The 26,097-nt window shown below is 58.8% G+C and carries 23 protein-coding genes; 10 read left to right on the top strand and 13 right to left on the bottom strand.

Going from position 1 to position 26,097, the window contains the following annotated elements; translation table 11 throughout:
• Positions 1-28: 28 nt before the first annotated feature.
• The 3 genes from ACXYMO_RS00385 to ACXYMO_RS00375 form a co-directional block, all read right to left on the bottom strand.
• The gene (locus ACXYMO_RS00385; RefSeq protein WP_458876662.1) at positions 29-754 is read right to left on the bottom strand and encodes a DUF6778 family protein; all 726 of its coding nucleotides are present in this window, start codon (positions 752-754) and stop codon (positions 29-31) included.
• Between the two features lie 128 nt (positions 755-882).
• Positions 883-1,155, bottom strand: a complete 273-nt coding sequence (locus tag ACXYMO_RS00380) for a hypothetical protein (protein WP_458876661.1) — start codon at positions 1,153-1,155, stop codon at positions 883-885.
• Positions 1,155-3,941 (bottom strand): [protein-PII] uridylyltransferase family protein, encoded by a 2,787-nt coding sequence (locus ACXYMO_RS00375; protein ID WP_458876660.1) that lies wholly within the window; start codon positions 3,939-3,941, stop codon positions 1,155-1,157. The genes ACXYMO_RS00380 and ACXYMO_RS00375 overlap by 1 nt, the downstream gene beginning before the upstream one ends.
• An 84-nt stretch (positions 3,942-4,025) precedes the next feature.
• Here ACXYMO_RS00375 and ACXYMO_RS00370 point away from each other — a divergent pair, with 84 nt between their 5' ends.
• The 4 genes from ACXYMO_RS00370 (at position 4,026) to ACXYMO_RS00355 (ending at position 6,426) form a co-directional block, all read left to right on the top strand.
• Entirely contained in the window at positions 4,026-4,493 is a 468-nt protein-coding gene (locus tag ACXYMO_RS00370) for a YbaK/EbsC family protein (RefSeq protein WP_458876659.1), read from the top strand.
• 120 nt (positions 4,494-4,613) lie between these two features.
• Complete coding sequence (locus ACXYMO_RS00365) at positions 4,614-5,033, top strand: DUF2852 domain-containing protein (protein WP_458877861.1); 420 nt, start codon at positions 4,614-4,616, stop codon at positions 5,031-5,033.
• A gap of 63 nt (positions 5,034-5,096) precedes the next feature.
• A complete protein-coding gene (locus tag ACXYMO_RS00360) occupies positions 5,097-5,534 on the top strand; it encodes an RDD family protein (protein WP_458876658.1) in 438 nt (145 codons plus the stop codon).
• Between the two features lie 70 nt (positions 5,535-5,604).
• A complete protein-coding gene (locus ACXYMO_RS00355) occupies positions 5,605-6,426 on the top strand; it encodes an arginyltransferase (protein ID WP_458876657.1) in 822 nt (273 codons plus the stop codon).
• A gap of 70 nt (positions 6,427-6,496) precedes the next feature.
• Here ACXYMO_RS00355 and ACXYMO_RS00350 read toward each other — a convergent pair whose 3' ends face one another.
• The 3 genes from ACXYMO_RS00350 to ACXYMO_RS00340 all read right to left on the bottom strand — a co-directional run bounded on the left by ACXYMO_RS00350 (position 6,497) and on the right by ACXYMO_RS00340 (position 10,945).
• Positions 6,497-8,851, bottom strand: a complete 2,355-nt coding sequence (locus ACXYMO_RS00350) for a TRAP transporter large permease subunit (RefSeq protein ID WP_458876656.1) — start codon at positions 8,849-8,851, stop codon at positions 6,497-6,499.
• A gap of 20 nt (positions 8,852-8,871) precedes the next feature.
• A complete protein-coding gene (locus tag ACXYMO_RS00345) occupies positions 8,872-9,762 on the bottom strand; it encodes a TRAP transporter small permease subunit (RefSeq protein ID WP_458876655.1) in 891 nt (296 codons plus the stop codon).
• Positions 9,763-9,862: 100 nt separating this feature from the next.
• Positions 9,863-10,945 (bottom strand): TRAP transporter substrate-binding protein, encoded by a 1,083-nt coding sequence (locus ACXYMO_RS00340; protein ID WP_458876653.1) that lies wholly within the window; start codon positions 10,943-10,945, stop codon positions 9,863-9,865.
• A gap of 642 nt (positions 10,946-11,587) precedes the next feature.
• Between ACXYMO_RS00340 and ACXYMO_RS00335 the strand changes: the two genes are divergently transcribed.
• Positions 11,588-13,342 carry an acetolactate synthase 3 large subunit gene (locus tag ACXYMO_RS00335; protein WP_458876652.1) on the top strand — a complete coding sequence of 585 codons (1,755 nt, stop codon included), beginning with the start codon at positions 11,588-11,590 and terminating at the stop codon, positions 13,340-13,342.
• Between the two features lie 72 nt (positions 13,343-13,414).
• Positions 13,415-13,975 carry an acetolactate synthase small subunit gene (gene ilvN / locus ACXYMO_RS00330; protein WP_458876651.1) on the top strand — a complete coding sequence of 187 codons (561 nt, stop codon included), beginning with the start codon at positions 13,415-13,417 and terminating at the stop codon, positions 13,973-13,975.
• Positions 13,976-13,985: 10 nt separating this feature from the next.
• Here the strand turns inward: ilvN and ACXYMO_RS00325 are convergent, their stop codons facing one another.
• Positions 13,986-14,369, bottom strand: coding sequence for a hypothetical protein (locus ACXYMO_RS00325; protein ID WP_458876650.1), 384 nt, complete (start codon positions 14,367-14,369; stop codon positions 13,986-13,988).
• Positions 14,370-14,608: 239 nt separating this feature from the next.
• On the opposite strand from ACXYMO_RS00325, the gene ACXYMO_RS00320 reads away from it, so the two are divergent.
• From ACXYMO_RS00320 to ACXYMO_RS00310, 3 genes are all read left to right on the top strand, one after another.
• The gene (locus ACXYMO_RS00320) at positions 14,609-15,406 is read left to right on the top strand and encodes a helix-turn-helix domain-containing protein (protein WP_458876649.1); all 798 of its coding nucleotides are present in this window, start codon (positions 14,609-14,611) and stop codon (positions 15,404-15,406) included.
• A gap of 125 nt (positions 15,407-15,531) precedes the next feature.
• Complete coding sequence (locus ACXYMO_RS00315; protein WP_458876648.1) at positions 15,532-16,707, top strand: aromatic ring-hydroxylating oxygenase subunit alpha; 1,176 nt, start codon at positions 15,532-15,534, stop codon at positions 16,705-16,707.
• On the top strand, positions 16,704-16,916 hold the full coding sequence (locus ACXYMO_RS00310) for a hypothetical protein (protein ID WP_458876647.1): 213 nt from the start codon (positions 16,704-16,706) through the stop codon (positions 16,914-16,916). The genes ACXYMO_RS00315 and ACXYMO_RS00310 overlap by 4 nt, the downstream gene beginning before the upstream one ends.
• A gap of 15 nt (positions 16,917-16,931) precedes the next feature.
• Here ACXYMO_RS00310 and ACXYMO_RS00305 read toward each other — a convergent pair whose 3' ends face one another.
• The 3 genes from ACXYMO_RS00305 to ACXYMO_RS00295 form a co-directional block, all read right to left on the bottom strand.
• The gene (locus tag ACXYMO_RS00305) at positions 16,932-17,711 is read right to left on the bottom strand and encodes a DUF2189 domain-containing protein (protein WP_458876646.1); all 780 of its coding nucleotides are present in this window, start codon (positions 17,709-17,711) and stop codon (positions 16,932-16,934) included.
• 24 nt (positions 17,712-17,735) lie between these two features.
• A complete protein-coding gene (locus tag ACXYMO_RS00300; protein WP_458876645.1) occupies positions 17,736-19,133 on the bottom strand; it encodes an amidase in 1,398 nt (465 codons plus the stop codon).
• A 68-nt stretch (positions 19,134-19,201) separates the two neighbouring features.
• Complete coding sequence (locus ACXYMO_RS00295; RefSeq protein ID WP_458876644.1) at positions 19,202-20,515, bottom strand: calcium-binding protein; 1,314 nt, start codon at positions 20,513-20,515, stop codon at positions 19,202-19,204.
• An 11-nt stretch (positions 20,516-20,526) separates the two neighbouring features.
• Between ACXYMO_RS00295 and ACXYMO_RS00290 the strand changes: the two genes are divergently transcribed.
• Entirely contained in the window at positions 20,527-20,721 is a 195-nt protein-coding gene (locus ACXYMO_RS00290) for a hypothetical protein (protein WP_458876643.1), read from the top strand.
• 37 nt (positions 20,722-20,758) lie between these two features.
• Here the strand turns inward: ACXYMO_RS00290 and ACXYMO_RS00285 are convergent, their stop codons facing one another.
• The 3 genes from ACXYMO_RS00285 to ACXYMO_RS00275 all read right to left on the bottom strand — a co-directional run bounded on the left by ACXYMO_RS00285 (position 20,759) and on the right by ACXYMO_RS00275 (position 26,058).
• Positions 20,759-22,207, bottom strand: a complete 1,449-nt coding sequence (locus tag ACXYMO_RS00285; protein WP_458876642.1) for a calcium-binding protein — start codon at positions 22,205-22,207, stop codon at positions 20,759-20,761.
• A 107-nt stretch (positions 22,208-22,314) separates the two neighbouring features.
• Positions 22,315-23,442 (bottom strand): peptide chain release factor 2, encoded by a 1,128-nt coding sequence (gene prfB, locus ACXYMO_RS00280; RefSeq protein ID WP_458876641.1) that lies wholly within the window; start codon positions 23,440-23,442, stop codon positions 22,315-22,317.
• 66 nt (positions 23,443-23,508) lie between these two features.
• On the bottom strand, positions 23,509-26,058 hold the full coding sequence (locus ACXYMO_RS00275; protein WP_458876640.1) for a penicillin-binding protein 1A: 2,550 nt from the start codon (positions 26,056-26,058) through the stop codon (positions 23,509-23,511).
• Positions 26,059-26,097 lie beyond the last annotated feature (39 nt).

Genomic DNA, 26,097 nt, shown 5'->3' with positions numbered 1-26,097 from the left:
TATCCAGATTGTTCGGGCCGCGAAAGGCTCACATGCGGTTCATGGCCTGAATAACGCCCAGGTCCGGGTTTTCATGTCCTTCCGGGGCGGTCAGTTCCTCTCGGATGACATCGGCAAGGTGGTCGGTGATCCGAACCCTCTGTGTCTGTCCCATGGATACGGCCATCAGGGCCTCCTGCCCGCCGTAGGCCTCCAGATCGGCGCGCACATTGTGCACCGGAATGACCAATTCACCGGTCTGTGCGTCCTTGACGGCCATCAGAAAGCTGACCGCGTGAACGCCACCGGTTGCATAGCGGGCTTTTTCCGTCAAGGCGTGAAACTTCACGACCTGAATGTCCAGAGTGACCTCAACCGGCCCGTCCAGCTCAGCAACGCCCTTGTCCATCGCGTTCCGCATAATGCCGCCGACCTGTTCATACCGGTCACCATAGATATCTTCGCGCCACACAATGTCGCCGACGGGAAGAAAGCTGTTTGCCTCGGACACGACCAGGGACCGCGGAACCACGACATTTACGGCGGTCACCGTCACGGGTGACTTGCCGGGTTCAACTTGGACGCCTTTTTCGGAAAGAGCTGTGAAAACTGTAGGTTTGTCGGCAATCGTCTTGTTGGTGATCAGACCGATCACCTCTGACGATTTTACGGCGACCGGCACGAATTGGTCGTCCCGGGTTGTCATCCCGGCCGGGCTACATGCGGCCATCCCCAGCCCCAGTACCAGCAGCGCGAGGGCTGATTTGCGTGTCATTGTCTATCTCCTTAGATGGCTTGCGCCACCCACTCGTATAACATCCGCCTATCCCTATGAGCGAAGTTAGGCGACATTTGGACCAGACTTGCACTTTTATACGATGTACAGGGTGCGAAGGGAACAGTTCAGTTGCGTGATCTGGTCCGCCAGCCGCCCCGTCGGCGCGGCGCCGAAATCTTGGCCAGACCCTCTGTCAGGATTTTCGTCATGGGATGGGCTGGCGCGGCGGCGCCATATCGTTCGATCAGCTCTTTCAGGGCGCTGGATGTGTCCGCGTCTTCCGGCAGGCTCAGCGCCCAGTCCAGAAAGATGCTGCGGCATTCGCCCGCTGTGATGCCTTCGATCCGATAGGCCTCGCGAACCAGCCCCTTTGGATCGGACGGATGTTTGCCCTCCATTAGTCGCGTTCCCTGTTCAGGATGGCTTCGATCCGGCGCGCGGCATCATCATAGCGCCTCTCAAGGTCTGATTGCAGAGTCTGGATGCTTTCAAACCCGCTGGATCGGCACAGGAAATCGACGCCCCCCTCACCGATCTGTTCTGCGTCCAGAGTTTTGCCCGACAACAGTCGCCCGGCGACGAAGACGGACCAGAATACCTCGTGGCATTCCTGCAGGGCACTGGCGTCTTCCTGGCTCAGCCACCCGGAGGTCACACCGCCCTGCAACCCCGTGGCCACGTCGCGCAAGGCAAGCCCGGCCAGCAACGTACCCGCCTGAGCGATCAGTTCGATGTCCTGCATCCGCCCTGCCCCGATCTTGGTGTCCAGAACACCGGCGGGCGATTTGGCATCGGCAATCCGGGCGCGCATGTCGGCCACGTCGCCCAACACTTTGGCCCGGTCCTGTTCACCGGTCATCACTGACTGGCGGAAATCCTCGATTTCCCCGGCCAACTCCGGATCATCGCTTGCGATCACCCGCGCGCGTGTCAGCGCCAGATGTTCCCAGGTCCAGGCACTGCCGGTCTGGTAGTCCCGGAAACTGGCCCAGCTTGTCGCCACCGGCCCCTGATTGCCGGAGGGGCGCAGACGCATATCAACCTCGTAAAGACGTCCGTGCGCCATTTGTACGGTCAGCGCGGTGATCAGGGCCTGCGTGAGCCGGGCATAGTAACTGCGGGTCGCCAGGGGTCTTGGCCCATCGGACTGTTCGGCATCCGCCGGATCATAGATGACGATCAAGTCCAGATCGGACAAGGCGTTCAACCGCTGCGCCCCCAGTGAGCCCATGCCAAGAACCGCGGCGCCGCGACCGGGCGGCGGACCATGCTTGCGCGCGAAGTTTGAAATCACAACCGGCGTCAGCGCGCAAACGACCGCTTCGGCCAGATCGGCATAGCGCCGCCCCGAGGCCGCCCCATCGCTCAGCCCGCGCAGATGGTGCACGCCGATGCGAAAATGCCATTCCTTGTTCCAGCGACGCGCAGCAATCAGGCGCGACTCGTAGTCAGTTTCGGCATCCAGAACCGCGGTCAATTCGGCAATCAGCGGGTCCAGACCGGGCCAGTCCGCGAAAAAATCGCCCCCGATCACAGCGTCGAACACCGACGAATTGGCCGACAGATGGCTGGCCAGCGCCGGCGAGGTTCCGACGATATCCACAAGCAGATCAATGAGATGCGGATTGGCTTCGAACAGCGAAAACAACTGAACCCCGGCCGGCAGCCCCGCCAGGAACCCATCGAGCGCCACCAACGATTCCTCGGGTTTGGCAGTGCGGGCCAAGCGGGCCAGCAGATCGGGTCTGAGCCGTTTGAAAATCTCACGCGCCCGTTGTGAGCGGAATGCCGGATAGGTCGGCCAACGTGACATAATGGTGCTGTCAAAATCGTAGGTTTCCGGCGCCTCGGGCGGTGTCGGGGCACCGGGTGCAAAAAAGCCTTCGGTCAGTTCGTGCACTTCGCCCAGCCGGTGCAGCAAGGACTCTTTCAACCCGGCACTGTCGGTCCCCATCAGGCAGGCGATCCGTTCGAATTCGTCATCGCTGTTCGGCAACTTGTGGGTTTGCGCGTCATGCACCATCTGGATGCGGTGCTCGACCTCGCGATGGGCCCGGTAATGCGCGATCAGCTTGTCGGTGACATCGTCAGGCACCCAGCCCTGGCTGGCCAGCGCCTTCAGCCCTTCGACTGTGCCACGCACGCGCAGGGTCTCGTCCCGGCCCCCGGCGATCAACTGCCGGGTCTGGGTAAAGAATTCGATCTCGCGAATACCGCCGCGCCCCAGCTTCATGTCGTGCCCCGGCAGGGTCAGCGGGCCGCCCAACCCCTTGGATTCGCGAATACGCAGCCGCATGTCATGGGCGTCCTGAATGGCCGCGAAATCAAGATGCCGCCGCCACACGAAGGGGCGCAGGGTTTTCAGGAACTTCTCACCGGCCGCAATGTCGCCCGCGCAGGCGCGCGCCTTGATATAGGCCGCGCGCTCCCATGTGCGTCCGAGGCTTTCGTAATACCGCTCTGCCGCCTCCATCGCCAGGCAGACGGGCGTCACGGACGGATCGGGGCGCAGCCGCAAATCGGTGCGGAACACATACCCGTCGGCAGTTCTGTCATTCAGGATCGCGCTCATGTTGCGGGTCGCGCGGACCATGGCCTGACGCACTTCAAAGAAATCGTCAGGGTCATAGCGGGTTTCATCAAACAGGCAGATCAGGTCGATGTCCGAGGAATAGTTCAATTCGTGCGCGCCCATTTTGCCCATGGCAAGCACGCTGAGCCCGGCTGCCGTTTCGATATCGTCCTCGGTCTGCCCCGGCAGTTTGCCGCGCCGGATCAGCGTGGCAATTTCAGATTTCAGCGCCAGATCGCAGGCAAGGGCCGCAAAATCGGTCAGAATGCCAGTGACCCGTTCCAGGGGCCATGCCCCGGCCAGGTCCATCAGTGCGGTCAGCAACGCGACCCGCCCTTTGGCCTTGCGCAATTCCGGGCGCAGTTGGTCGGGGGCGAGGCCTGGCAATTCGGCCAGAAGATCCTTCAGAACCGTCTCGGGATCGTCCAGCGCCAGGCCAATCCATTCGGAATGGGTGTCGATCAACCCCTTGAGGTACGGACTGCTGCCCCCGGCCCCGGCAATCAATTGCGCGGTGTCATCGTCAAGGCCCGCAAATCGCGAGGCGGCCTCGGCCCCCAGTTCAGGGGCAAACGGCCGGGGAAGTCTGGAGATTTTGATCATGCTCGACATAAGCGCAGACTGCGGCGCGGCGCGGCAATGGTCAATCGGTCCCGGCACTTGAATTTCATGCGCGAGGCAAGCAAACCTGCGTCCATGAGCAAAAGCCTGAAACGTGTCCGCGCCGCCCTTGAGGCCGCCGGGATTGAAACCGAAATCCGGGAAACGGCACTGGCGCGCACCGCGCTCGATGCCGCGACAGCCATTGGGTGCGAGGTGGATCAGATCGCCAAGTCGATCATTTTCCGGGGCCGAACAAGCGCCGCCGCAATCCTGTTTCTGACGGCGGGCGGCAACCGGGTTGATGAAACCAAGGCACAAGAGGTCGCCGGCGAAGCCTTGGGCAAGGCCGATGCCGCACTTGTGCGCGCCCAGACCGGGTTTGCCATCGGGGGCGTGTCGCCGGTGGGACATCTGACCCCGATCCGCGCCTTTTGGGACCCGCGATTGTCGGAATTTGCCAAAATCTGGGCTGCAGCAGGGACGCCGCACCATGTCTTTTCGGCCAGCCCGCAAAATCTGCTGCAAATATCCATGGCTCAACCAGCTGATTTCACCTCATAAAAAAGATAATGTAAAAAACATTCACATTATGCCTTGCAAAGTCGGCTCCGCATCCCGATCTATTTCAATGTGAAGAGCATTCACATCAACCGACACACCTTGATCTGGAGATACCTGACAATGACCACGTTCACCGAAACAGCCCCTGCCACATCTCAGATGGGCTGGTTTTCCAAGGGCGAGGCCTGGTTGGACAGCAAAGGCAAAGGGGCATGGATCGCCGCAATGGTCCTCGGCTTCGTCTTTTTCTGGCCTATCGGTCTGGCCCTTCTGTTCTATATGATCTGGAGCAAACGCATGTTCAAAAACTCTTGCGGCCACCACGCGCGCCGGAACCGTCACTTCTCTGTCAATTCGACAACCGGCAACAGCGCCTTTGACGCCTATAAGGCCGACACGCTGCGCCGCCTTGAAGAAGAGCAGGAAAATTTCGAAACGTTTCTTGAACGCCTGCGCGAAGCCAAGGATAAGGCCGAATTCGATCAGTTTATCGAAGAACGTGCCAAGAAAGCCGCGCAAGACAACAACGAAGCGGCCTGAACCGGCATGTATCCCCGCGTAATGCGCGGGGATCGCCCCATTTTTTTAAGAGGTCCCGACGACATGTCCCCCCTTCCCGATCCGATCCGCCAACCGCAGTTTTATGACGCGGTGCCCACCAAGCGTTTGATCGCATGGATTGTGGACACGGTTGTCATTGTCGCCATGTGCATCGCCTTCGTGTTGATGACGGCCTTTGTCGGACTTTTGATCTGGCCGATTGCGTTCTTCGTGTTTGGCTTTGCCTACCGGGTCGTGACGCTGGCCAACAGTTCGGCCACCCTTGGCATGCGCTTTGCCGGAATCGAATTTCGCGCCGCCGACGGATCGCGGTTTGACCTTGGGCTTGCCGTCGCGCACACCTTTGGAATTACCGTCAGCTTTGCCTTTCCCATTCTGCAGGTCATCTCGGTCGTTCTGATGCTGACCAACGAACGTGGACAGGGGTTGAGCGACCTGTTTCTGGGGACTGTTGCGGTGAACCGTCGCGCCGCGTTCTGACAATCAGATCGACACTTGGCTGCGTGTTTATCGGTTGTTATCATCCATAAAACAGTATGATGATATCGACATGCGCCACACTCTGCCCATTGCGCCCCAGTTCTATGTGACGGCCCCGCAGCCCTGCCCCTATCTTGAGGGGCGGATGGAGCGGAAACTGTTCACGGCCCTGCAAGGCGACAAGGCAGACAAGCTGAACAATTCCCTGTCGCGGCAGGGGTTCCGGCGATCACAAAACGTGCTTTATCGCCCCTCCTGTGCCGAGTGTTCGGCGTGCCTGTCGGCCCGGATCGACGTCTCCCGGTTTGAACCGTCGCGCAGCCAGAAACGCATCTGGCGGCGCAACCGGCACCTGCGGCGCAAGGCGACCTCGCCCTGGGCCACCGAGGACCAGTACGACCTGTTCCGAAAATATCTTGACGCGCGCCACGCGGATGGCGGCATGGCCGATATGGACGTGTTCGAATTTGCGGCCATGATCGAGGAAACTCCGATCCGCAGCCGCGTGATCGAATATCAGGACGATGACAGTGACGAACTGGTCGGTGTCAGCCTGACCGACGTTCTCGAAGACGGGCTGAGCATGGTCTATTCGTTCTATGCGCCAGACCGCCCCAAGGCCAGCCTGGGCACGCATATGATCCTGGATCACATCGAAATCGCCCGCGAAACCGGAATGCCCTATGTCTATCTCGGCTATTGGGTGCCGGGCAGTCAGAAGATGGGGTACAAGGCCAAGTTTTCGGGGCTTGAGATTTATCTTGGCGGCGAATGGAAAAAAGTGACCGACCCCGAGGTGCACAAGGCCGAACTGCACCCGTTGTCGACCGATCCGATTGCCGAACAGGTCGCCAACATCCACTTGCCGGACCAGCGCCCGACCCGGCTCTGATCGCGGTTCAGATACAGATGAAAAAAGGGGGCCCAAGGGCCCCCAATTTTTGTGCGATGACCCTGCCCGATCAGTTCGGGATCAGGTCCGGCACGATTGTCACGATCCCCGGGAAGAACCAGAGGATACCCAGGCCGACAACCTGAATCAGCACGAAGGGGAAAACCCCACGATAGATATGGCCGGTTGTCACCTCTTTCGGCGCAACGCCGCGCAGATAGAACAGCGCAAAGCCGAATGGTGGCGTCAAAAAGCTGGTCTGCAGGTTCACCGCCACCATGATCGTCACCCATTTGGGATCGAACGACCCGCCATAAATGACCGGCCCCACGATCGGGATCACGATGTAGATGATTTCGAGAAAGTCCAAGACAAATCCCAGCAGGAAGAGAACCAGCATCACGATCAGAAAGACCGTGAATTCGTTGTCGTAACTCTTGAGGAACTGCTGAATGTAGTGTTCGCCCCCGAAGGAAATGACCACCAGGTTCAGCAGCTGCGAGCCGATCAGAATGGTGAACACAAGCGATGTGACCTTGGCCGTTTCGCGCACGACCGGCGACAGAACATGCGTCTTGAACAGGATCCAGCAGGCAAAGAACAGACCAAACAACGCATAGAGATACGCGCCATAGGCCACCAGGAACGCGATCCAGTTTTCGACGGTCACGTTGTCCTGATTGACCCTAAGGTCAAAATTCACCCCGACAAGGATACAAATGACGATGGCAAAGGTGGACATCAGGATCACCTTCCCCGAGCGCCCTTCGTCAAGCAGTTTGCGATAGGCCGCCAGCATGATGGCCCCGCCCGCCCCCAGCGCCGCAGCGGGCGTCGGATTGGTGATGCCGCCAAGGATAGAACCCAGGACCGCCACGATCAGGACCAGCGGCGGGAACACCACGCGGATCAGTTCATTGCGCGCCAGCCGTATGGCCGCCTCACGACACCCATAAAGCGCCAGAATGGTTGGCAGGATCACCAGCAGGGAGGTCACCCCAGGTGAGCTGTCCGCCGCAATCAGCGCCACATCCACAAGGGCCACCAGGATCAGACCGACAGCCCCCAGGATCAGCGGTTTGGGGTCACTCGACGGTGAAATACCGCGCCCCATGATCAGGACCAGACCGGCCAGAACAATCAGCGTGGCGATGCCGCTGCCGATGGGGGCAGCGGCGGCGATCTTGGCTTTCGTCGCCTCGACAAGCTGCTCTTCGGTCAGCTTTTCGCTTTGCGACACACCGCCGGCAGCGTCGATTTCGGCCTGCTGCGCAACGGCGGCATCCCACTTCTCCTGCCCGTGCAGTTCGATCATCGAGGCCTGGCATTCCGCGGACACGTTCGTGCGCAGGGCCGCGCCCTCACCCGCGTCCGAGAAGGACGACACCACGACGTTCTGCGATCCAATCACGTTGATCGACCCCAGAAGGATCGCACCACCAATCAGCGCAATCGGCAGCGCCAGGAACCACGTGAGACCTTCCCCCCGGGTGATCGGCTCATCCGCGGTGCTGCCCAGTTCGACAGCCGGGGCTTTCTCGGGGTTCAGCAACGCATAGCCGAAGGCGTAAAGCGCATAGAGCAACGCGAGCAGGATACCGGGCAGCAGGGCCGCCTGGAACAACGTGCCGACGGATACAACCGCAGGTTCACCCAGGAACGTCAGCGCGTCCGAACACCCGGCCGCATTGGCCCGGTTTTCCTGAGCGGCCGAATACAGGTCGCCGGCCAGAGTGCCCAGCAGAACGATCACGATCGAGGGCGGAATGATCTGCCCCAGCGTGCCGCTGGCCGCGATGACACCGGTGGCCAGTTCGGGCGAATAATTATTGCGCAGCATGGTCGGCAGCGCCAGCAGGCCCATGGTCACAACCGTCGCGCCCACGATGCCGGTCGATGCGGCCAGAAAGGCCCCGACGACCACGATCGAAACCGCCAGACCGCCGGGCAGCGGGCCAAAGACACGCGCCATGGTGGTCAGCAGATCGTTGGCGATCTTCGAGCGTTCCAGCGTGATGCCCATCAGGACGAACATAAGAACAGCAAGCAGGGTTTCGATGGATTGCCCCGCCAGAACCCGTTCGTTCATCCGGTTGACGACGAACGAGACATTGCGGTCCAGCGCCAGTTCCCAACCGCCGGGGAACACCGGTTCGGCGATCCGTGGCAAATCCGGGTATCGGAATTTCGATATGGCGTCGGGTTTGACACCGGAATTCACCAGATCGGCATAGGCCTGCGACGAACTGTCGATGGCCTGGTGGATCAACAGGCCCGCGCTGTCGAGCGAGGCGATGATCCCGAAGGAAATGACACCGGCGCCAGCCAGGGCGAACGCGACGGGGAAACCTGACAGGATTCCGCCGAACAGGCAGAACACCAGAATGATCAAGCCGATTTCTACGCCATCAAGACCGAAGAGCATGAGAAGCAGTCCTTAATGTTTTAATGAGTGCCTTCATAGGCTTCTTCACCTTCGCCAAGCGTATCCTTGTCGAGGTATTTGTTTTCGCTTTCGGGGCCTTCGCGCCACTCCAGATAGGACCGGTAGAAGAAGGCAAATGCATGGATGAAGACCATTGCCGCAAAGGCGCACAGCAGGATCTTGAACAGGAAATAGGCATTGAACCCGTTCGGGCTGAACCCATAGGTTTCCACGTTCCAGCGCAGGGCGCGCGACTTGGCCAGCAGGCGTTCCAGCGTGTCGCTGGCCGATGGTTTCGGCACGATCAGATGGCGCCACAGGAAGAACCAGCCATACATCCAGATGATGATGGCGACCGGCAGCATGAACAGGGCCGAACCGATCATGTCTATTACCCGTTTGGCGCGGAAACTGACCGCGGAATAGATCAGGTCGACGCGGACATGCCCGCCCTGCACGAATGTGTAGGACACACACAGACAGATGATGATCGCGTTATAGAGTTTGAGCTGTTCGCCATACCAGCTGACGTCGAACTGAATTGGGATACCCAGGCCGAACACGATGTCGGGACGGGCAAAGATGCGCTGCAGGAACACGATGATGATTTGCTGAATGACCATCAGCAACCCGGCCCAGGCAAAGAAACGCCCCACCGTGTTTGCGAACCCCTCCATGACGCGGACGGTTGCCCATCCGAACCGGCGGTTCCAGATGACAAAACCTGTCAGGATCAGAAAGGCCGTGAAGACCACGAAAAAGAATTCGACCGAACCGCCATAATAGACAAAGCGCATGATCGCCTGCTTGTCGGACCAGTCCAGCCACGATGACGGATGCGTCACGGCATAGGCAAAGTTGGCGAACGCCGCCGCGATATTGCTCAAGACCCAGACAATTGCGTCCAGCATGTCTTTCCACCCCCCGGTCCGAAATATTGTTCGTTTCTTATTGTAAACACAGGCCCGCCAATTGGCGAGCCTGTGAAATCATTCCGTTTCGAAAGGGCGATCAGCCCAGGATACGGTCGCGTTGTGCGCGGTAGGCACCTTCCGACTTGGTCAGCCAGCCCGACGAAGACTTCATCGATGCTTCGACGCTGCCGCGGATTTTCGCGAACAGTTCGTCGTCCATATAGCCGTCGAGGGTCTCTGCCGCGGCCTTGCCGAAGGCATCCCAGACCGAATCCGGGAATTCCAGAACCTTCACACCACCGGCCTGCAGACGCTGCAGAGCGGCACCGTTGTTGTTCAGGAACTGCGCCAGGTTCCACTGGTGTGATTCGCCTGCGGCAACTTCGATGATCTTCTGGTGCGCCGGCGACAGGCTGTCGAACACATCGCGGTTCGTGGCCAGCGTCAGGGCTGCGCCCGGCTCGTGGAAGCCAGCGGTATAGTAGAACTTGGTGATTTCCTGGAAACCGGCCTTTTCGTCGGCCCACGGACCGATCCACTCGGTGCCATCAATCGCGCCCGATGCCAGGGCCTGGTACACTTCGGACCCCGGCAGGTTCTGAACCGATGCGCCCAGTTTACCCAAGGCCTGACCACCCATGCCGGGCATGCGGAACTTCAGACCGTTGAAATCTTCGGGGCCGTTGATTTCCTTGCGGAACCAACCACCCGCCTGCGCGCCGGTGTTACCTGCGAGGAACGGCTTGATGCCAAAAATCTGGCCCAGTTCGTCATGCAGCCCGTGGCCTTCGCCCTGGTAGTACCAGTTCGCCAATTCCTGAGCGGTCATGCCGAACGGAGCAGCGGTGAAATACTGATAGCCCGGATGCTGACCGGTGAAATAGTAGTCGGCGGCGTGATACATATCAGCCTGACCCGCGGTGACAGCGTCGAAAACTTCGAACGCGCCCACAAGTTCACCGGCGGCCTTGATGTCGACCGTCAGGTTGCCATCGGACATGGCAGTGATCGAGTCGGCAACGTGCTGCGCGGCATCGAAAACGCCTGCCAGACCACGGCCCCAGGCCGTAACCATGGTCAAAGTGCGCTTACCCTGAGCATAAGCCGGTGCTGCCAGAGTGGTCGCGGCAGCCGCGGTTCCGCCCATAGCCGTGGTTTTCAGAAACGAACGACGATCCATAGAGTAACTCCTCCCGTTGATTTATTGGATTGCCCGCGCTCTTCGGCCGGGCAGATCGTTAGAGTGCCGCTACCCTAGCGATTGTTCTATGGTTGTGAAGACCCCATTCGCACCAAAATGCGCGCCCAAGTTCGCCAGAACACGGAATTTATCCGCCTGACCTTAAGAAAACGGAACCGCCCTGACGGCAATGCCGGCAGTTGCGACGAATTGTTTCCCGCATTGCGGGTAAGCCTTGGAAAGCCAACCACGATTCGATCACGCGCAGATCTCCTGCCCCGCCCGCGATGGTCAATTTGCAGCGACCATCTGTCCGACCCGCGGCCGCATACCGTTCGGCAGCCACCCCATCAAATCAAGAGAATATTTCAACGGGCATCCGCGAAACGTAAGAAAATGACCCAAACTGCGTCATTGTGGTTACTTTTTTCATTCGATTGCCTGTTGACGCCCCCGCCCACCCCTCCTAAGGTCCGCGCATACATGAAGGAGCCTTGGGTAATGAACACCCTAGTCGTAGTGGTAGGAAGAAAGCGCATGGGCCGGTAACGGTATTCCATATCAAGACCCATGCGCCTCCGAAAAATTCGGGGGCTTTTTTATGTGCAAATGACAAGCGATGTCGGCAATGGAGCAAAGCAGATGACACGTCAAATGACCGGAGCAAAAATGGTGGTTCAAGCGCTGAAAGATCAGGGCGTGGACACGGTATTTGGATACCCCGGCGGCGCCGTCCTGCCGATCTATGACGAGGTATTCCAGCAAAACGACATCCGCCACATCCTGGTGCGTCACGAACAGGGCGCCGTGCATGCGGCCGAAGGCTATGCCCGGTCAACCGGCAAGCCCGGTGTTGTGCTGGTGACATCCGGTCCCGGTGCCACGAATGCCGTTACCGGCCTGACCGACGCGCTGATGGACAGTATTCCGCTGGTCGTTCTGACCGGCCAGGTGCCGACCTTCATGATCGGCTCGGACGCGTTTCAGGAGGCCGACACCGTTGGCATCACCCGCCCCTGCACCAAGCATAACTGGCTGGTGAAGGAGACGGACAAGCTGGCGTCGGTCATCCACGAGGCGTTTCACGTTGCGACCGCCGGCCGGCCCGGCCCGGTTCTGATCGACATTCCGAAGGACGTTCAGTTTGCCAGCGGCACCTATACGCCGCCCAAACCGTCGACCTCGCATTACCAGCCGCGGGTCAAGGGCGACATGGAAGAGATCACCGAACTGGTTGCCGCCATCGAAAAGGCCAAGAAGCCCGTGTTCTACACAGGCGGCGGCGTCATCAACTCTGGCCCCGCGGCCAGCCAGTTGCTGCGCGAACTGGTCGATGCGACGGGTTTCCCGATCACCTCGACGCTGATGGGCCTCGGCTCTTACCCTGCGTCGGGCAAGAACTGGCTGGGCATGCTGGGAATGCACGGACTCTACGAGGCGAACCTTGCGATGCACGATTGCGATCTGCTGATCAATATCGGCGCACGGTTCGACGACCGGATCACCGGCCGCATCGATGCCTTCAGCCCGAAATCGACCAAGGTTCACGTCGATATCGACCCGTCGTCGATCAACAAGGTCATCAAGACGGATATCCCGATCGTCGGCGACGTGGCCCATGTTCTCGAAGACATCCTGAAGGTCTGGAAAGCCCGCGGTCGCAAGACCAATGCCGACGCGGTGGCCAAATGGAATGCCCAGATCGACGAGTGGCGCAAGGTCAAATGCCTGACCTACGCGCCGTCCAAAAAGGCCATCAAACCGCAATACGCGCTGGAACGGCTTGAGGCGCTGACCAAGGACCGCAAGGATCGGTTCATCTGTACCGAAGTGGGCCAGCACCAGATGTGGGCCGCGCAGTTCCTTGGGTTCGAAGCGCCGAACCAGTGGATGACCTCCGGCGGGCTTGGCACGATGGGCTATGGATTTCCGGCGTCGATCGGCGTGCAGATCGCGCATCCGGACGCGCTGGTCATCAACGTTGCGGGCGAAGCCAGCTGGCTGATGAACATGCAGGAACTGGGCACAGCCGCCCAGTACCGCCTGCCGGTGAAACAGTTCATCCTGAACAACGAACGTCTGGGCATGGTGCGCCAGTGGCAGGAATTGCTGCACGGCGAACGCTATTCGCATTCCTGGTCCGAGGCCCTGCCCGACTTTGTGAAACTCGCCGAAGCCTTTGGCGCCAAGGGGATCATCTGCAAGGATCCTGCCGATCTGGACGATGCGATCATGGAAATGCTCAATCACGACGGCCCCGTCGTCTTCGACTGTCTGGTCGAAAAGCATGAAAACTGTTTCCCGATGATCCCATCAGGCAAGGCCCATAATGAAATGCTCCTGGGCGAAGCGGACACGCAGGGCGTGATCGACGCCAAAGGGTCGGTTCTGGTTTAACGGATCGGTATTTGAACACGCCCGCCCGGTCGGAACAGGGCCGTTGGCGGCAAGAAAGACGAAAGGGACATCATGTCAGCCCTCCACCTGAAAAAAGGCGCAAGCAAGCATTCCGCCTACAATCTACGTCCGACGTTTTCCGACGTGGATGAACGCCACACCCTCGCGGTTCTGGTCGAAAACGAACCCGGCGTTCTGGCCCGTGTCATCGGCTTGTTCTCGGGCCGTGGATACAACATCGAAAGCCTGACGGTCGCCGAAGTGGACCACACCGGCCATCTGAGCCGCATCACCATCGTCACCACGGGGACGCCGCAGGTGATTGAACAGATCAAGGCGCAGCTGGGGCGCATCGTTCCAGTGCACGAAGTGCATGATCTGACAGTCGAGGGACCCTCGGTGGAACGTGAACTGGCCATGTTGAAGGTCGTTGGCGAAGGCGACAAACGTGTTGAGGCCATGCGCCTGGCCGATATTTTTCGCGCCAACGTGGTCGACAGCACTCTGAACAGCTTTGTGTTCGAGATCACCGGCGCGCCGGACAAAATCGACGCGTTTGCCGATCTGATGCGCCCTCTGGGACTGGCTGAAATTGCAAGAACCGGAGTCGCCGCTCTGCTGCGCGGCGACTGATTTAGTCAAATCACGCGCGGCTCAGTACTGACTGGCGCGGCGCGTGATCGGCACGCTTGGCCTGAAGGGCCGAGAACGGAATGATGTCGGCCGACCCCCTGTTTTTGGGCTTGGCCACTTGTGACACCGAGGCTTTCGGCGCCTCGGGGGCCATGGCAGCGGTGCTGAGCTTGTCCGCGAGATCGGAATAAAGGCCTTCCGCGACCAACCTTGGGTTGTGTGCAAATCTCTGATTCTGGTCCATTGTCAGGTCGAACTGAACCCAGTCGCCTGCATCCAGAGAGACCATATCGCTGTGATCCGACTGCCGATAAAACGCCAGGTCGCCGTGATCCTCACACCAGAAAACCGCCTTTTGGTCGTCTGTGTCGCTCCAGAGTACTACACCAAACATTTTCCGTCCCACTTCCGCTTTATCTGTAACTGTGCGGCAAAACTTGTCCGCCAAACACGGTTAATTGGGCGTCTTGCTCTTGCAATTTGTGTCCGAACAGATAGCTTGCTGACCTTAATTGGCGCCACATATGACGCTAAACAGTACCAGTGCACGTTTTTTTCTAGCTATGATTGGTGTTTGAGGCCTAATGGCCTTAGATTCCGACTGGCACTAACCCACTTCGCTCTGGGACGAATATGACCAAGCAAACCCGATCACCCGCAGAACTGCGCAACATGTTTGGCGCGAACCTGCGTCGTCTGTCGAAAAGATACGCCTCCATCTCTGAACTGTCGCGGCAACTCGGAATCAACAGAACCCAATTCAACCGGTACTTGTCTGGCGAAAGCTTTCCCCGCCCTGACGTTCTGGACCGCATATGTGCGTTTTTCGATGTCGATGCCCGGATTCTGCTGGAACCGGTCGATGCCCTGAACACACACGGCATGGTCCTGAACGGTCCGTTCCTGGCCGATTATGTCGGCGTCGGAGTGAATGACATTCCCGAAGAATACTTTCCGTCAGGCTTCTACCGGTTTGCCCGGCGCAGCTTTGTGAAGTCGAACCAGTTCGTCGTGGGCCTTGTCTATGTGTTCCGCAAGAACGAGATCACTTTTGTGCGCGGATTTGAATCGCGCGAGGCGATGCGCCAGCAGGGATTGCCGCTGGATTCCAAATCGCGCGAATTCCGCGGATATGTCGCCCGCCAGGAAGATGGGGTGGCGATGTTCATCTCGCGGCGCAACTCGATGACCTGTTCCTTCAACTTCCTGGCCCGGGTCGCTTCGTTCGAAAACAACTTTTGGGTCGGATATGTCACCCGGACCACGCGCGAAACATCTTCCGGATCGCGCGTCACACGGATGTCCTATGAATACCTGGGACGGGACAAGGCCGTTGTCTTTGATGCTGCGCGAAATCTGGGCTTCTATGCTGAAGACGACCTGCCGCCGTTTCACAAGCGACTGCTGCAAATCGGTGACCCGTTCCGCTGAATGCGGGCCAAAAGTTTCCGCTAAAGGCCCGACGATGTCGCAGTGAGAAAAAACGCGTCGCTGCAAAGACGGATGGATGATCCCCGCCACTGGTAGGTTGCGCCTGTCAATCAGGGAGATTTGCCATGTCGAGCGCCACCACCGATCTGTCCGATGTCTGCCGGCCCATTGCCTCGGCACATGGCTTGCCGAACGCACATTACATCGACCCTGCGGTATTCGAGGAAGAAAACCGCGCATTGCTGGCCAATCAATGGGCGGGCCTGGCCGTGGCGGCCGACGTGCCCGAAGCGGGCGATGCGGTGCCGATGACCTTTCTGGGGATGCCATTGCTCTTGCTGCGCGATCGGGACGGGGTCGTGCGCGTTTTCCAGAACATCTGTCGCCATCGCGGCATGATATTGGTTGAAACGCCGCGCAAGATCGAAGGCGCCATTCGCTGCCCCTATCACAGCTGGTGCTATTCCACGCAGGGAAAGCTAGTCAGCACCCCGCATGTGGGCGGTCCGGGTCAGAACACCCATGCAGAGGTGGACAGGAACACTCTGGGCCTGATCGAAGTGCGCAGCCACATCTGGCGCGACGTGGTGTGGGTCAACCTGTCCGGAACCGCACCCGCCTTCGAAGAGGCAATGTCGGATGTCATCACCCGCTGGTCCGAGTTTGACTCCGATATGTATCACGGCGGGCCCGACAGTACCTTTGATCTGACGGTGAATTGTAACTGGAAGTTGGCGGTCGAGAACTACTGCGAGAGTTATCACCTGCCCTGGGTACATCCCGGCCTGAACAGCTACTCCCGGCTGGAAGATCACTATCACATCGAACAGCCCAAACAGTTTTCCGGTCAGGGCACGCTGGTCTATCGCCAGATCACGTCAGACAAGGACGGCACTGTCTTTCCCGACTTCCCGGGTCTGAGCGACAAGTGGAACACAGCAGCAGAATACATCGCCCTCTATCCGAATGTTCTGCTGGGGGTTCACCGCGATCACGCCTTCGCCATCCTGCTGATCCCCGAGGCCCCGGATCGAACGGTCGAGCGGGTTCATCTCTATTATGCCCGGCCCGATACCGATGCTGACCTGCGTGTGCGCAACACCCATCAGTGGCGCGAGGTGTTCGAAGAGGACATCTTTGTGGTTGAGGGAATGCAGCGGGGCCGGAAATCACCCGGCTTTGACGGTGGGCGGTTTTCGCCCGCGATGGATGGCCCGACGCACCTGTTTCATGAATGGGTCGCCACCCGGATCGAAACCGATCGCGCCGCCCGTGCCTCGGCCGCACAGGCCGCCGAATGAGTGATTTGAACGCCTGCCTGTTGGCCGCGCATGCCGTGGATGACAGGCGGGCTTTGGTGCACCTCTATACCCGCGCCGCCGAAGAGGCACGCGACCCCGCCGCCGCGGGATTTTACCTGACGCATGCCTATGTCTATGCGCTGGAACTGGGCGCGCCGGAAGCCAGGGACCTGCACGCCCGTCTGGTCGCCCAGGGCCGGGAAGAGTAACGGACCGGTCCGCCCTCAGACCTGCGTGTCATACGCCAGCAGACTGTAGAGGTGCCAGGATGCATGCCCCAGCAAGGGCAGAACGATCAAAAGCCCCAGGAACCACGGCACCATGGCCACGAAGGTCAGGACCGCAATCATGATCGCCCATCCCAGCATCGCCACAGGGTGGCTCAGTACATATTGAAAGCTGGTGATCATGGCGGTCACGAAATCCAGCTCCCTGTCCAGCAAAAGCGGCAGCGACAAAACCGTGATCATATAGAGCAACAAGGCGAACAACGCGCCGACGATGGTGCCAACAGTCAGCATCGTCAGGCCGTTGGCCGTCAGAAAGACCTCAAAGGACGAGGACACATTGGTCATCGTGGCCAGCCCCAGGAACAGTGCAAAAATCATGTGTCCCACGAAGAACCAGAACAGAAACACGAAAATGATGATGGCGCAAATCGACGGAAGCTGTCGGCGCCCCTGATGCACGATTACGCCAAGCACCCCGCCCCAGTCGAGCGGCACGCCCGCCTCCAGCCGGCGGGACACCTCGTACAACCCCACCGCCGCAAAAGGCCCGATGAGCGGAAACCCTATGGCCGCCAGAACCAGCCAGTATGTCGTTCCCGTCTTTGCCGTGATCCAAGCCATGGCCCACCCGGCCACCACGTAAAAGCCTGCAAAAATAAGCCCGTACATGGGCGCACGGCGCAGATCTTGCATCCCACGACGTATCGCTTCGCGCAGAATGCTTGTCGAAACAGGTTTCAATTCAGGAACGCCGTGTTCCAATTCTTGCTGCATCTGTGCCCCTCCCCTTCAATCCGATCACATGGCGGGCCGTTGCTGCGGCCAATGTGTCACCTCATGATAAGCGGCCCCCAGCCGCAAAAGCGCTGCGTCACTGCCGCGCGGCCCAAACAGTTGCAGCCCCATGGGCAGACCCTGCTTTCCGAACCCCGCAGGCACGGCCAGACAGGGCAATCCGATCAGGCTGACGGGCACGACGACCTGCATCCAGCGGTGATAGGTATCCATGCCCTGCCCCGCGATTTCGGTGGGGTGTTCAAGCGTCACGTCAAACGGCCAGACCTGCGCAGACGGCAGGACCAGGGCGTCGTAGGTTTCAAACAGGTCGACCGCGGCCTTGAACCACTCCGAGCGGACCACGCTGGCACGGTGCACGTCCATCGCGCTCAGGGCGCGCCCCCGCTCCAGCTCCCAGATGGCCGTGTCCTTGAGCGGCGCGCCCTGATCCGCAAGCGGCGCCAGCGATGCCGCCACCGCCCAGGACCGCAGGGCAATCCAGCTGTCCCACATGGCATCGGCCGAAAACGGCGGCGTCACGTCCTCGACGATACAGCCCAGGCTTTCGAAGCCCTTCAGCCCCGCCCGGCTGTTGTCCAGAATCCCGGGTTCCATCGGAAACGCGCCGCCCCAATCGCCCAGCCACCCGATGCGCAGCCCCTTGGGGTCTGCCGGCGTCAGGGGCGCAACCGTGTCCGAGTGATACCCGTGCGGCTGGCGCGGATCGGGGTGCGAGATGACATCAAGCAACAGCGCCAGATCCTGCGGACTGCGTGCCATCGGCCCCAATGTTGCCAGTTGGTGCAGGAAATTGTCGCCGATCGGCTCGGACGGCACCCGCCCCCAACTGGGCCGGAACCCATAGACGTTGCTCCACGCCGCCGGGTTGCGCAGCGATCCCATCATGTCCGACCCGTCCGCCAGCGCCACCATTCCGGTTGCCAGCGCCACCGCCGCCCCGCCTGAAGAACCGCCACAGGTGCGCGTGGTGTCATAGGGGTTGAGCGTCGCGCCATAAACCGGGTTGAACGTATGCGACCCCAGCCCGAATTCGGGCGTATTCGTCTTGCCGATCAGGATCGCCCCCGCCGCGCGCATCTGGGCGGCGATCATGTCATCCTTCCGGGGCACAAAATTGGAGAGGGCCGGCGTGCCCATGGACGACACGATACCTGCGACATTGACCAGGTCCTTGACCGCAATCGGCAACCCGTGCAGCGGGCCACGCTCCTGCGTCTGATCCGCCGCCTCGGCCTCGGCCAGCAGCGCATCGCGATCCCGCAGGGCAACAATGGCGTTCACGGAGTCATTGACCTGATCAATGCGATCAAGTGTGGCCTGCATCATCTCACGCGCGCTCAGATCCCCGGCGCGCATGTCAGACAGCAGTTTGGTTGCCGATTGGCGTGACAGGGTCATGGTGTCCACCTGGGTCAAGAAACTGACCTCAGCCTAGCCACCGCCCCTGAATATGAAAAGCCCGCCCGTCAGATGAAATCAAAGTCGGCCGCGGTCAGCGTCAAACTGGCGTCGTCGAGCAATATGATTTTTCCGCCATCGTGAACAATAATCTTGTTTCCATTGTTCGAACTGATCGACAAACTTGCGAAACCGCCGCTGTGATCGGCAATGCGCATCAGGTCGATCCCCTGTTGATAATCGCTGATCTTGTCCACCCCGGCGTTGCTGGAGAACACAAAAACATCTGCGCCGGCCTGCCCGCGAAGAGTATCGTTGCCCTCGCCACCCTCCAGCGTATCCTTGCCTTTGCCGCCGATCAGTTTGTCACGGCCAAGGCCACCGAACAGCTTATCGTTGCCTCCTCCCCCATTCAGAGTATCGTTCCCGTCAAGCCCGTAAACAACGTCAGCCCCGCCCTTTGCCACAAGACTGTTTTTGCCATTGTCCCCGGTTAGCGTGTCCGATTTGTTCGTAGCATGAATGTTTTCTATGGAGCTCTCGGAAATATAACCGACCGATGGCACAGCCAGGTCACCATTTGGCGCACCTGGGTTCTGAAACGCCCCAACTTCGTCCAGGGAAAATGTGACTCCGACAGAGAATTTCTTGAAATCAATCGTGTCCACGCCTTGACCGCCTTGAATAACCAGGCCGAAATCCGGGATGGCTTCATTCACGATGATCTTGTCTTTTCCGGCGCCCAGTTTAACGATCCCGCCGCTGCCGCTTCCGATTTCGACCAGATCATTCCCATCACCTGAGTGGATTAACTGAACGTAACTGGTGGTTGTCTTGATCGTATCATTCCCAACGCCAGTCTTGATCGAACCGACATCTCCGCTTCCGATCGTTATCGTATCTCCCACGGCACCTGGGTCTTCGTTATACCCGGTTTCGATTGCGCCAACATATGCATTACCGGTCGCGACGACGTTTTCCTTGGCGTAAAGATTGATGGCAAAAGTCGATCCGACCTGTTCATTTCCCAACGTCACCTCGTGACGGTCACCGTCCCATCCAAAAATGTAGCGTACCCGTGTTGATATCAATTCGACGTCAGAATTGTATCCCAGTTCCATCAAGTCGACACGCCTGTCGGCTCCATTGTCCAAATCCACTATAGTCGTGAAGTTTTCGTCACCCGCTATCCTGAGCGTCTTGAGCGTCCAGCCGCTCCCGGTAAAACTGGCTGTCGCGTCAAGATCATCACCTGGCTGAGGCGCAGAATAGTAGACGTTGTAATACCCCATGAAAGCTGAACCATCAAAATTCGATTGCCCCGGCAAACGCGGTACGTCGTTGATCCCGTCAAAGGTTACATTCAATAATTGAGTAGCCATAATCGGCCTCCATGAAAAAATATGAATTGATTACTTTGCTCACCAGCAACGCAGGAAATGTGCGCCTTGTGTCAGGTATGCAGCAGCAATATAACAGATTGCGCGAAGTCAGCCAAATCGGCACGGCACGTCGACCCTCCAATCGGATTGACTTGCATACAATGCTAGAATTCAAATCCGTGTCGCAGGAAGCGCGTGTCGGTTGAATGACTTGGCCGACGGCCTCGACCTGCTGCATTCGAACTAGACGAAATCGAAATCCGCCGCACTTAGGACAGTCCCGCTGGCCCCCATCAACAGGATGGTGCCGCCGTCATGGGTGATTTTCAGGTTGGTCCCGTAATCCTTGATCTGCAGGGCATCAAACCCGCCCGCGTGATCGGCGATGCGCAGGATGTCGACCCCGGCCTCGTAATCCATCACGCGGTCAAATCCACTGTCAGCCGCAAACACGAACACGTCTATGCCACTGCCGCCGGTCAGGCGGTCGTCTGCATATCCGCCATCCAAGAGGTCATTGCCCGCGCCACCGTTCAGCCAATCCATACCGGTTTCGCCGAAAAGTTCGTCATTGCCGCCATTGCCCACAAGACGGTCGTTCGAATAGCTGCCAAAAAAGAAATCGGCCTCGTCGTTGCCGACCAAAAGGTCATCTTCAGTACTTCCGAAAACCGAGCCGATCGTTAAACCCGTATTGTGGGCACGGTAGACGGAAGAAGTAATGCCCAGATAAACATCACCGATAATCGTGCCAGCGTTGACAACTGAAGCGTCTAAAAAACTGTTACTGAGATCGATATCTCCGGTGATTGTTCCGCTATTGTAAATATCTACCTCATTGAAGTTATTTGCAAATATTGCATACGTCTCTCCGGTGATCTCTCCATAGTTTCTTATCGTTGTATATGTTTGGTGCAGAGCGATTCCAGTCGACGCGGAAATTGTACCAGAATTCACGACCAACACGTTTTCTTCCTTGAGTTCTATACCCTGGAAGTCCGAAACAATGGTTCCAGAGTTATTGATCGTAGCGACAGGGCCGGAATATGGATCATTGCCCCACAAACTGATTCCAAGTTCGCCTGTGATAGTGCCTTTATTGATGATGGTCGTATCGTCTTCTTGGTTAAGAGAAATACCCCCCGTCGCGTCGATTTCTCCACGGTTGATGATCAAGCTCTGACCTGAAAAGAAAGACCCAATCCCCACCCCGGCCCCATCGCCAGACAACAGCGTGCCTGTGTTCCGTACCGTAAAACTTTCGGCACCAAAAAACGATCGAATAGCCCCATGTGTTCCAGAAATGGTGCCCGCATTGCTGACGGTCACATGAGCCGAGTCAAACTCCAGGCCGGAAAAACTGCCTGAAACCAGGCCGGCATTTCGAACTGTGGAAACACTGTTGCCGGACAAGAAAATGCCGATCTGGCCGTCGACCTCACCCAATTCTCCAACAGAAACCTTCACTTCTCCCGCCGGAGCCGAAGACGAAGGGCCAGCCAAATAGACACCGGCGACCTCTCCATCCAGTGCCCCACGCACCGTGACCTCAATAGTGTAGTTTTCACTGGGATAGTTTGTTAGTGCGAAATCATCCGTAGTGATGACAGAACCGGATTCGTTCACAACGACCAGATCAGCCAAATCGGCCACAAAACTGCTGGTCAGGGCGGAATTGATAAATTCCTTCATCGTTCACACTCACAATAGATAAGAAATTACACCTTACCCATGAGATACAACTATGGCGATAATCGGGTCGAGATCTTCAACTACAGTTTTTCGAACATGTGACGCGATTACCCGTCGGCCTGCGCCTCGGCGCGGCTTTTGCCGGACACGTCCATTGCCAGTGTCGCGGCCATGAACCCGTCCAGATCACCGTCCAGTACCCCCTTGGTATCAGAGGTTTCAAAGTTGGTGCGCAGGTCCTTGACCATCTGATAGGGCTGCAGAACATAGGATCGGATCTGGTTGCCCCACCCCGCGTCGCCCTTGTTTTCGTGGGCTTCGTTTATGGCGGCGTTCCGGCGGTCAAGTTCCAGCTGATAGAGCCGCGATTTCAGCGCCTTCATCGCGATTTCGCGGTTCTGGTGCTGGGACTTTTCCGAACTGGTGACAACGATGCCCGTGGGATGGTGCGTGATCCGCACGGCCGAGTCGGTCGTGTTCACGTGCTGACCGCCCGCGCCCGATGACCGGTAGGTGTCGATGCGGATATCGGCCGGGTTCACCTCGATCTCGATATTGTCGTCGACGACCGGGTAAACCCAGACGGACGAAAAGGACGTGTGCCGCTTGGCCGCGCTGTCATAGGGCGAAATACGCACAAGCCGGTGCACGCCGCTTTCCGATTTCAGCCAGCCATAGGCGTTATGCCCGCTGATCTTGTAGGTGGCCGATTTGATCCCGGCCTCGTCGCCCGCGCTTTCGGATTGCAGTTCGACCTTATAGCCCTTCTTCTCGGCCCAGCGCACATACATGCGCGCCAGCATCGAGGCCCAGTCGCAACTTTCCGTGCCCCCGGCCCCGGCGTTGATTTCCAGGAAAGTATCGTTGGCATCCGCCTCGCCATCCAGCAGCGCCTCAAGCTCTTTCTGGGCGGCCTTTTCCGCTAGCGTTTTCAACGCAGCCTCGGCGTCGGCGACAACCTCGTCGTCCTCTTCCATCTCGCCCAGTTCGATCAGATCGACGTTGTCGGTCATGTCCTGCTTGATCGAGTTGTAGGTCTCGAGCGCATCGACCAGCATCTGGCGTTCGCGCATCAGTTTCTGCGCGGCTTCGGGATCATCCCACAGGTTCGGATCCTCGACGCGCGCGTTGAATTCCTCCAATCGGTGCGGCGCGGTTTCCCAATCCATCCGCTGCGCCAGAAGGTTCAGCGATTTTTCGATTTCGGCCACGGTGTTTTGCGTGTCAGCGCGCATAAAGGTCCTGCAAATGTCTGTTTGTGAGTGACGGTGATAAACCAGCCCCGCAAGGCGGGCAAGCGATCAGTAAAGCCCGCCGGAACTTAGCGTGCCGAAATTGGCCTTTGGCCCAACGACAGCCTTTTTGCCGGTCGAGGTCGTGACCTCGCGCGCCGATTGCCCGACCTCTTCGAACAGAGGCAGGTTTGACCCCATCGCAAAACCACCGTCGAAAGTCAGACCAAAGATCGGTTCTTCGCCGTCGCGGAAGTATTCCGCCACGACATAGTCACCGGATGCGTCATCGGGAAGACGCCCGCCGGTATAGCGGTCGATCTTGATGAAATGACCGCCCGGGGGCACCTCGAACCGGCCGCCGCCGTATTTCCTGATCGCCTCTTTCATGAAGGTCTGAAACACCGGTCCGCACATCGACGCGCCATAGGCCGACTTGCCCAGCGGGCGGGGCCTGTCATGTCCGATATAGCACCCGGCAACGATGTTGCTTGAAAAGCCGATGAACCAGACATCGCGCGCTTCGTTGGTCGTACCGGTTTTGCCCGCGATCGGAACGTTGAGCTTGATGTTCGTCGCTGTCCCGCGATCCACAACGCCCTTCATCATCGAGGTCAGCTGATAGGCGGTGATCGCATCCATCACGCGTTCGCGGTTGGACTCAATCCGGGGCGATTTTCCAGGCAGCAATTCGGGTGACGTGCAATCCACGCAGGCGCGTTTGTCATGGCGGAAAATCGTTTTCCCGTAACGGTCCTGAATTCGGTCCACCAGCGTCGGGTTCACCCGTTCGCCCCCGTTGGCGAACATCGCATAGGCCGCCACCATCTTGTAAAGAGTCGTTTCCTCGGACCCGAGCGAGTTGGCAAGAAACGGTCCCATGTTATCATAAACCCCGAACCGTTCGGCATAGCCGGCAACGACCTCCATCCCGATTTCCTGCGCCAGACGAATGGTCATGAGGTTCCGCGATTTTTCGATACCCGTGCGCAATGGCGTCGGCCCATAGAACTGGTTGGACGAATTGCGCGGCCGCCACAGCCCCTGGGGCGTGTTGATCTCAATCGGGGCGTCAACGACAATTGTCGCGGGGCTGTATCCACTGTCCAATGCGGCGGCATATACAAAGGGTTTAAAGCTTGATCCCGGCTGACGCTGGGCTTGGGTCGCGCGGTTGAACACGGAATCCTGATAGGAAAATCCGCCCTGCATGGCCAGCACGCGGCCGGTGTTGACGTCCATCGCCATGAACCCGCCCTGAACCTCGGACACCTGGCGCAGGGTCCAACGGATAAACGACCCGTCGTCATCCTTGGTCATCGCCCGCACCAGAACGACATCGCCCACCTCAAGCAGGTCGCCGGCCACCTTGGCACGGCGGCCAAGCGATCCATCCGCGTTCCGTTTGCGGGCCCATTGCACATCCTTGGCCACGATCCAGTGACCGTCATCGTCCTCGGGCACATCCTCGATCCCGATCCGCGCGTCGTTCGAGGTCACCTCGAGCACAACAGCCGGATGCCAGGTGCCATTCAACTGGACATCGCGCGGTACATCGACCTTCGAGAGCGCCTCGCGCCAGCTGTCTTCGCTGGTCAGAGCATTGGCGGCAATGGTCTTGCCCGTCCCCCGCCAAATCCCCTGCGAGCGGTCGTAATTTTCCAGCTGGACCTGCAAGGCGCGTTCCGCAACCGACTGCATTTCCGCGTCGATTGTCGCACGTACCGTAAAACCACCGGTAAAGAATTCGCCCTCGCCAAAATCCTCGCTCAACTGGCGGCGGATTTCGTCGGTGAAATAGCTGCGCGGCGGCAGAGCCGTCCGGAAACTCTCGAAATCACCGTTCTGAACCGAGCGCAGCGGCTGGGCGACTTCGATATCGTATTCTTCCTTGGACAGGTATCCGTTCTCGTACATCTCTTCGAGAACGAAGTTCCGGCGCTGAAGCAGCCGGTCCTTGCGGCGCACCGGGTGAAAATCGCTGGGCGCCTTGGGCAGTGACGCAAGGAACGCCGCCTCGTGCGGGGCCAGTTCGGACAGGGTCTTGTTGAAATAGGTCTGCGAAGCAGCGGCAACGCCATAGGAGTTCTGGCCCAGAAAGATCTCGTTCATGTAGAGTTCGAGGATCTGCTCCTTGTCCAGCGTCTTTTCCAGACGGGCGGCCAGGATGATTTCCTTGATCTTGCGTTCGGCGCGGCGGTCGCCGGACAGCAGAAAGTTCTTCATGACCTGCTGGGTGATCGTCGAGGCGCCACGCACGTTGTTCCCGCGCGAGCGGACCGCCTCGACGCCGGCAGCCACGATACCGCGCATGTCATAGCCCGCATGGGTGTAAAAGTTCTTGTCTTCGGCCGAAATGAACGCCTGTTTCACCAGATCGGGGATTTCGTCTGCCGGCGCGAACAAACGACGTTCTTGGGCGAATTCGTCGATGATCTGACCTTCGCCGGAATAAATCCGGCTGATGGTTGGCGGTTTGTACTGGGCCAGGGATTCATGGCTGGGCAGATCCTGGCCATACATCCAGAACACGCCGCCCACCGTCAGGGCAAGCATGGCAATACCCAGCGTCAGAACGGTGAAGATCGCACCAAAAAAAGAAAGAACAAGTCTGACCACGTTACCGCCTCTGGAACCCAAGTGTATTCAATATAGGTG

It is taken from the genome of Arenibacterium sp. CAU 1754 (genome assembly GCF_054482635.1).
The sequence above is the reverse complement of the archived record's forward strand: the minus strand, read 5'-3'. Positions and strand labels throughout refer to the sequence as shown.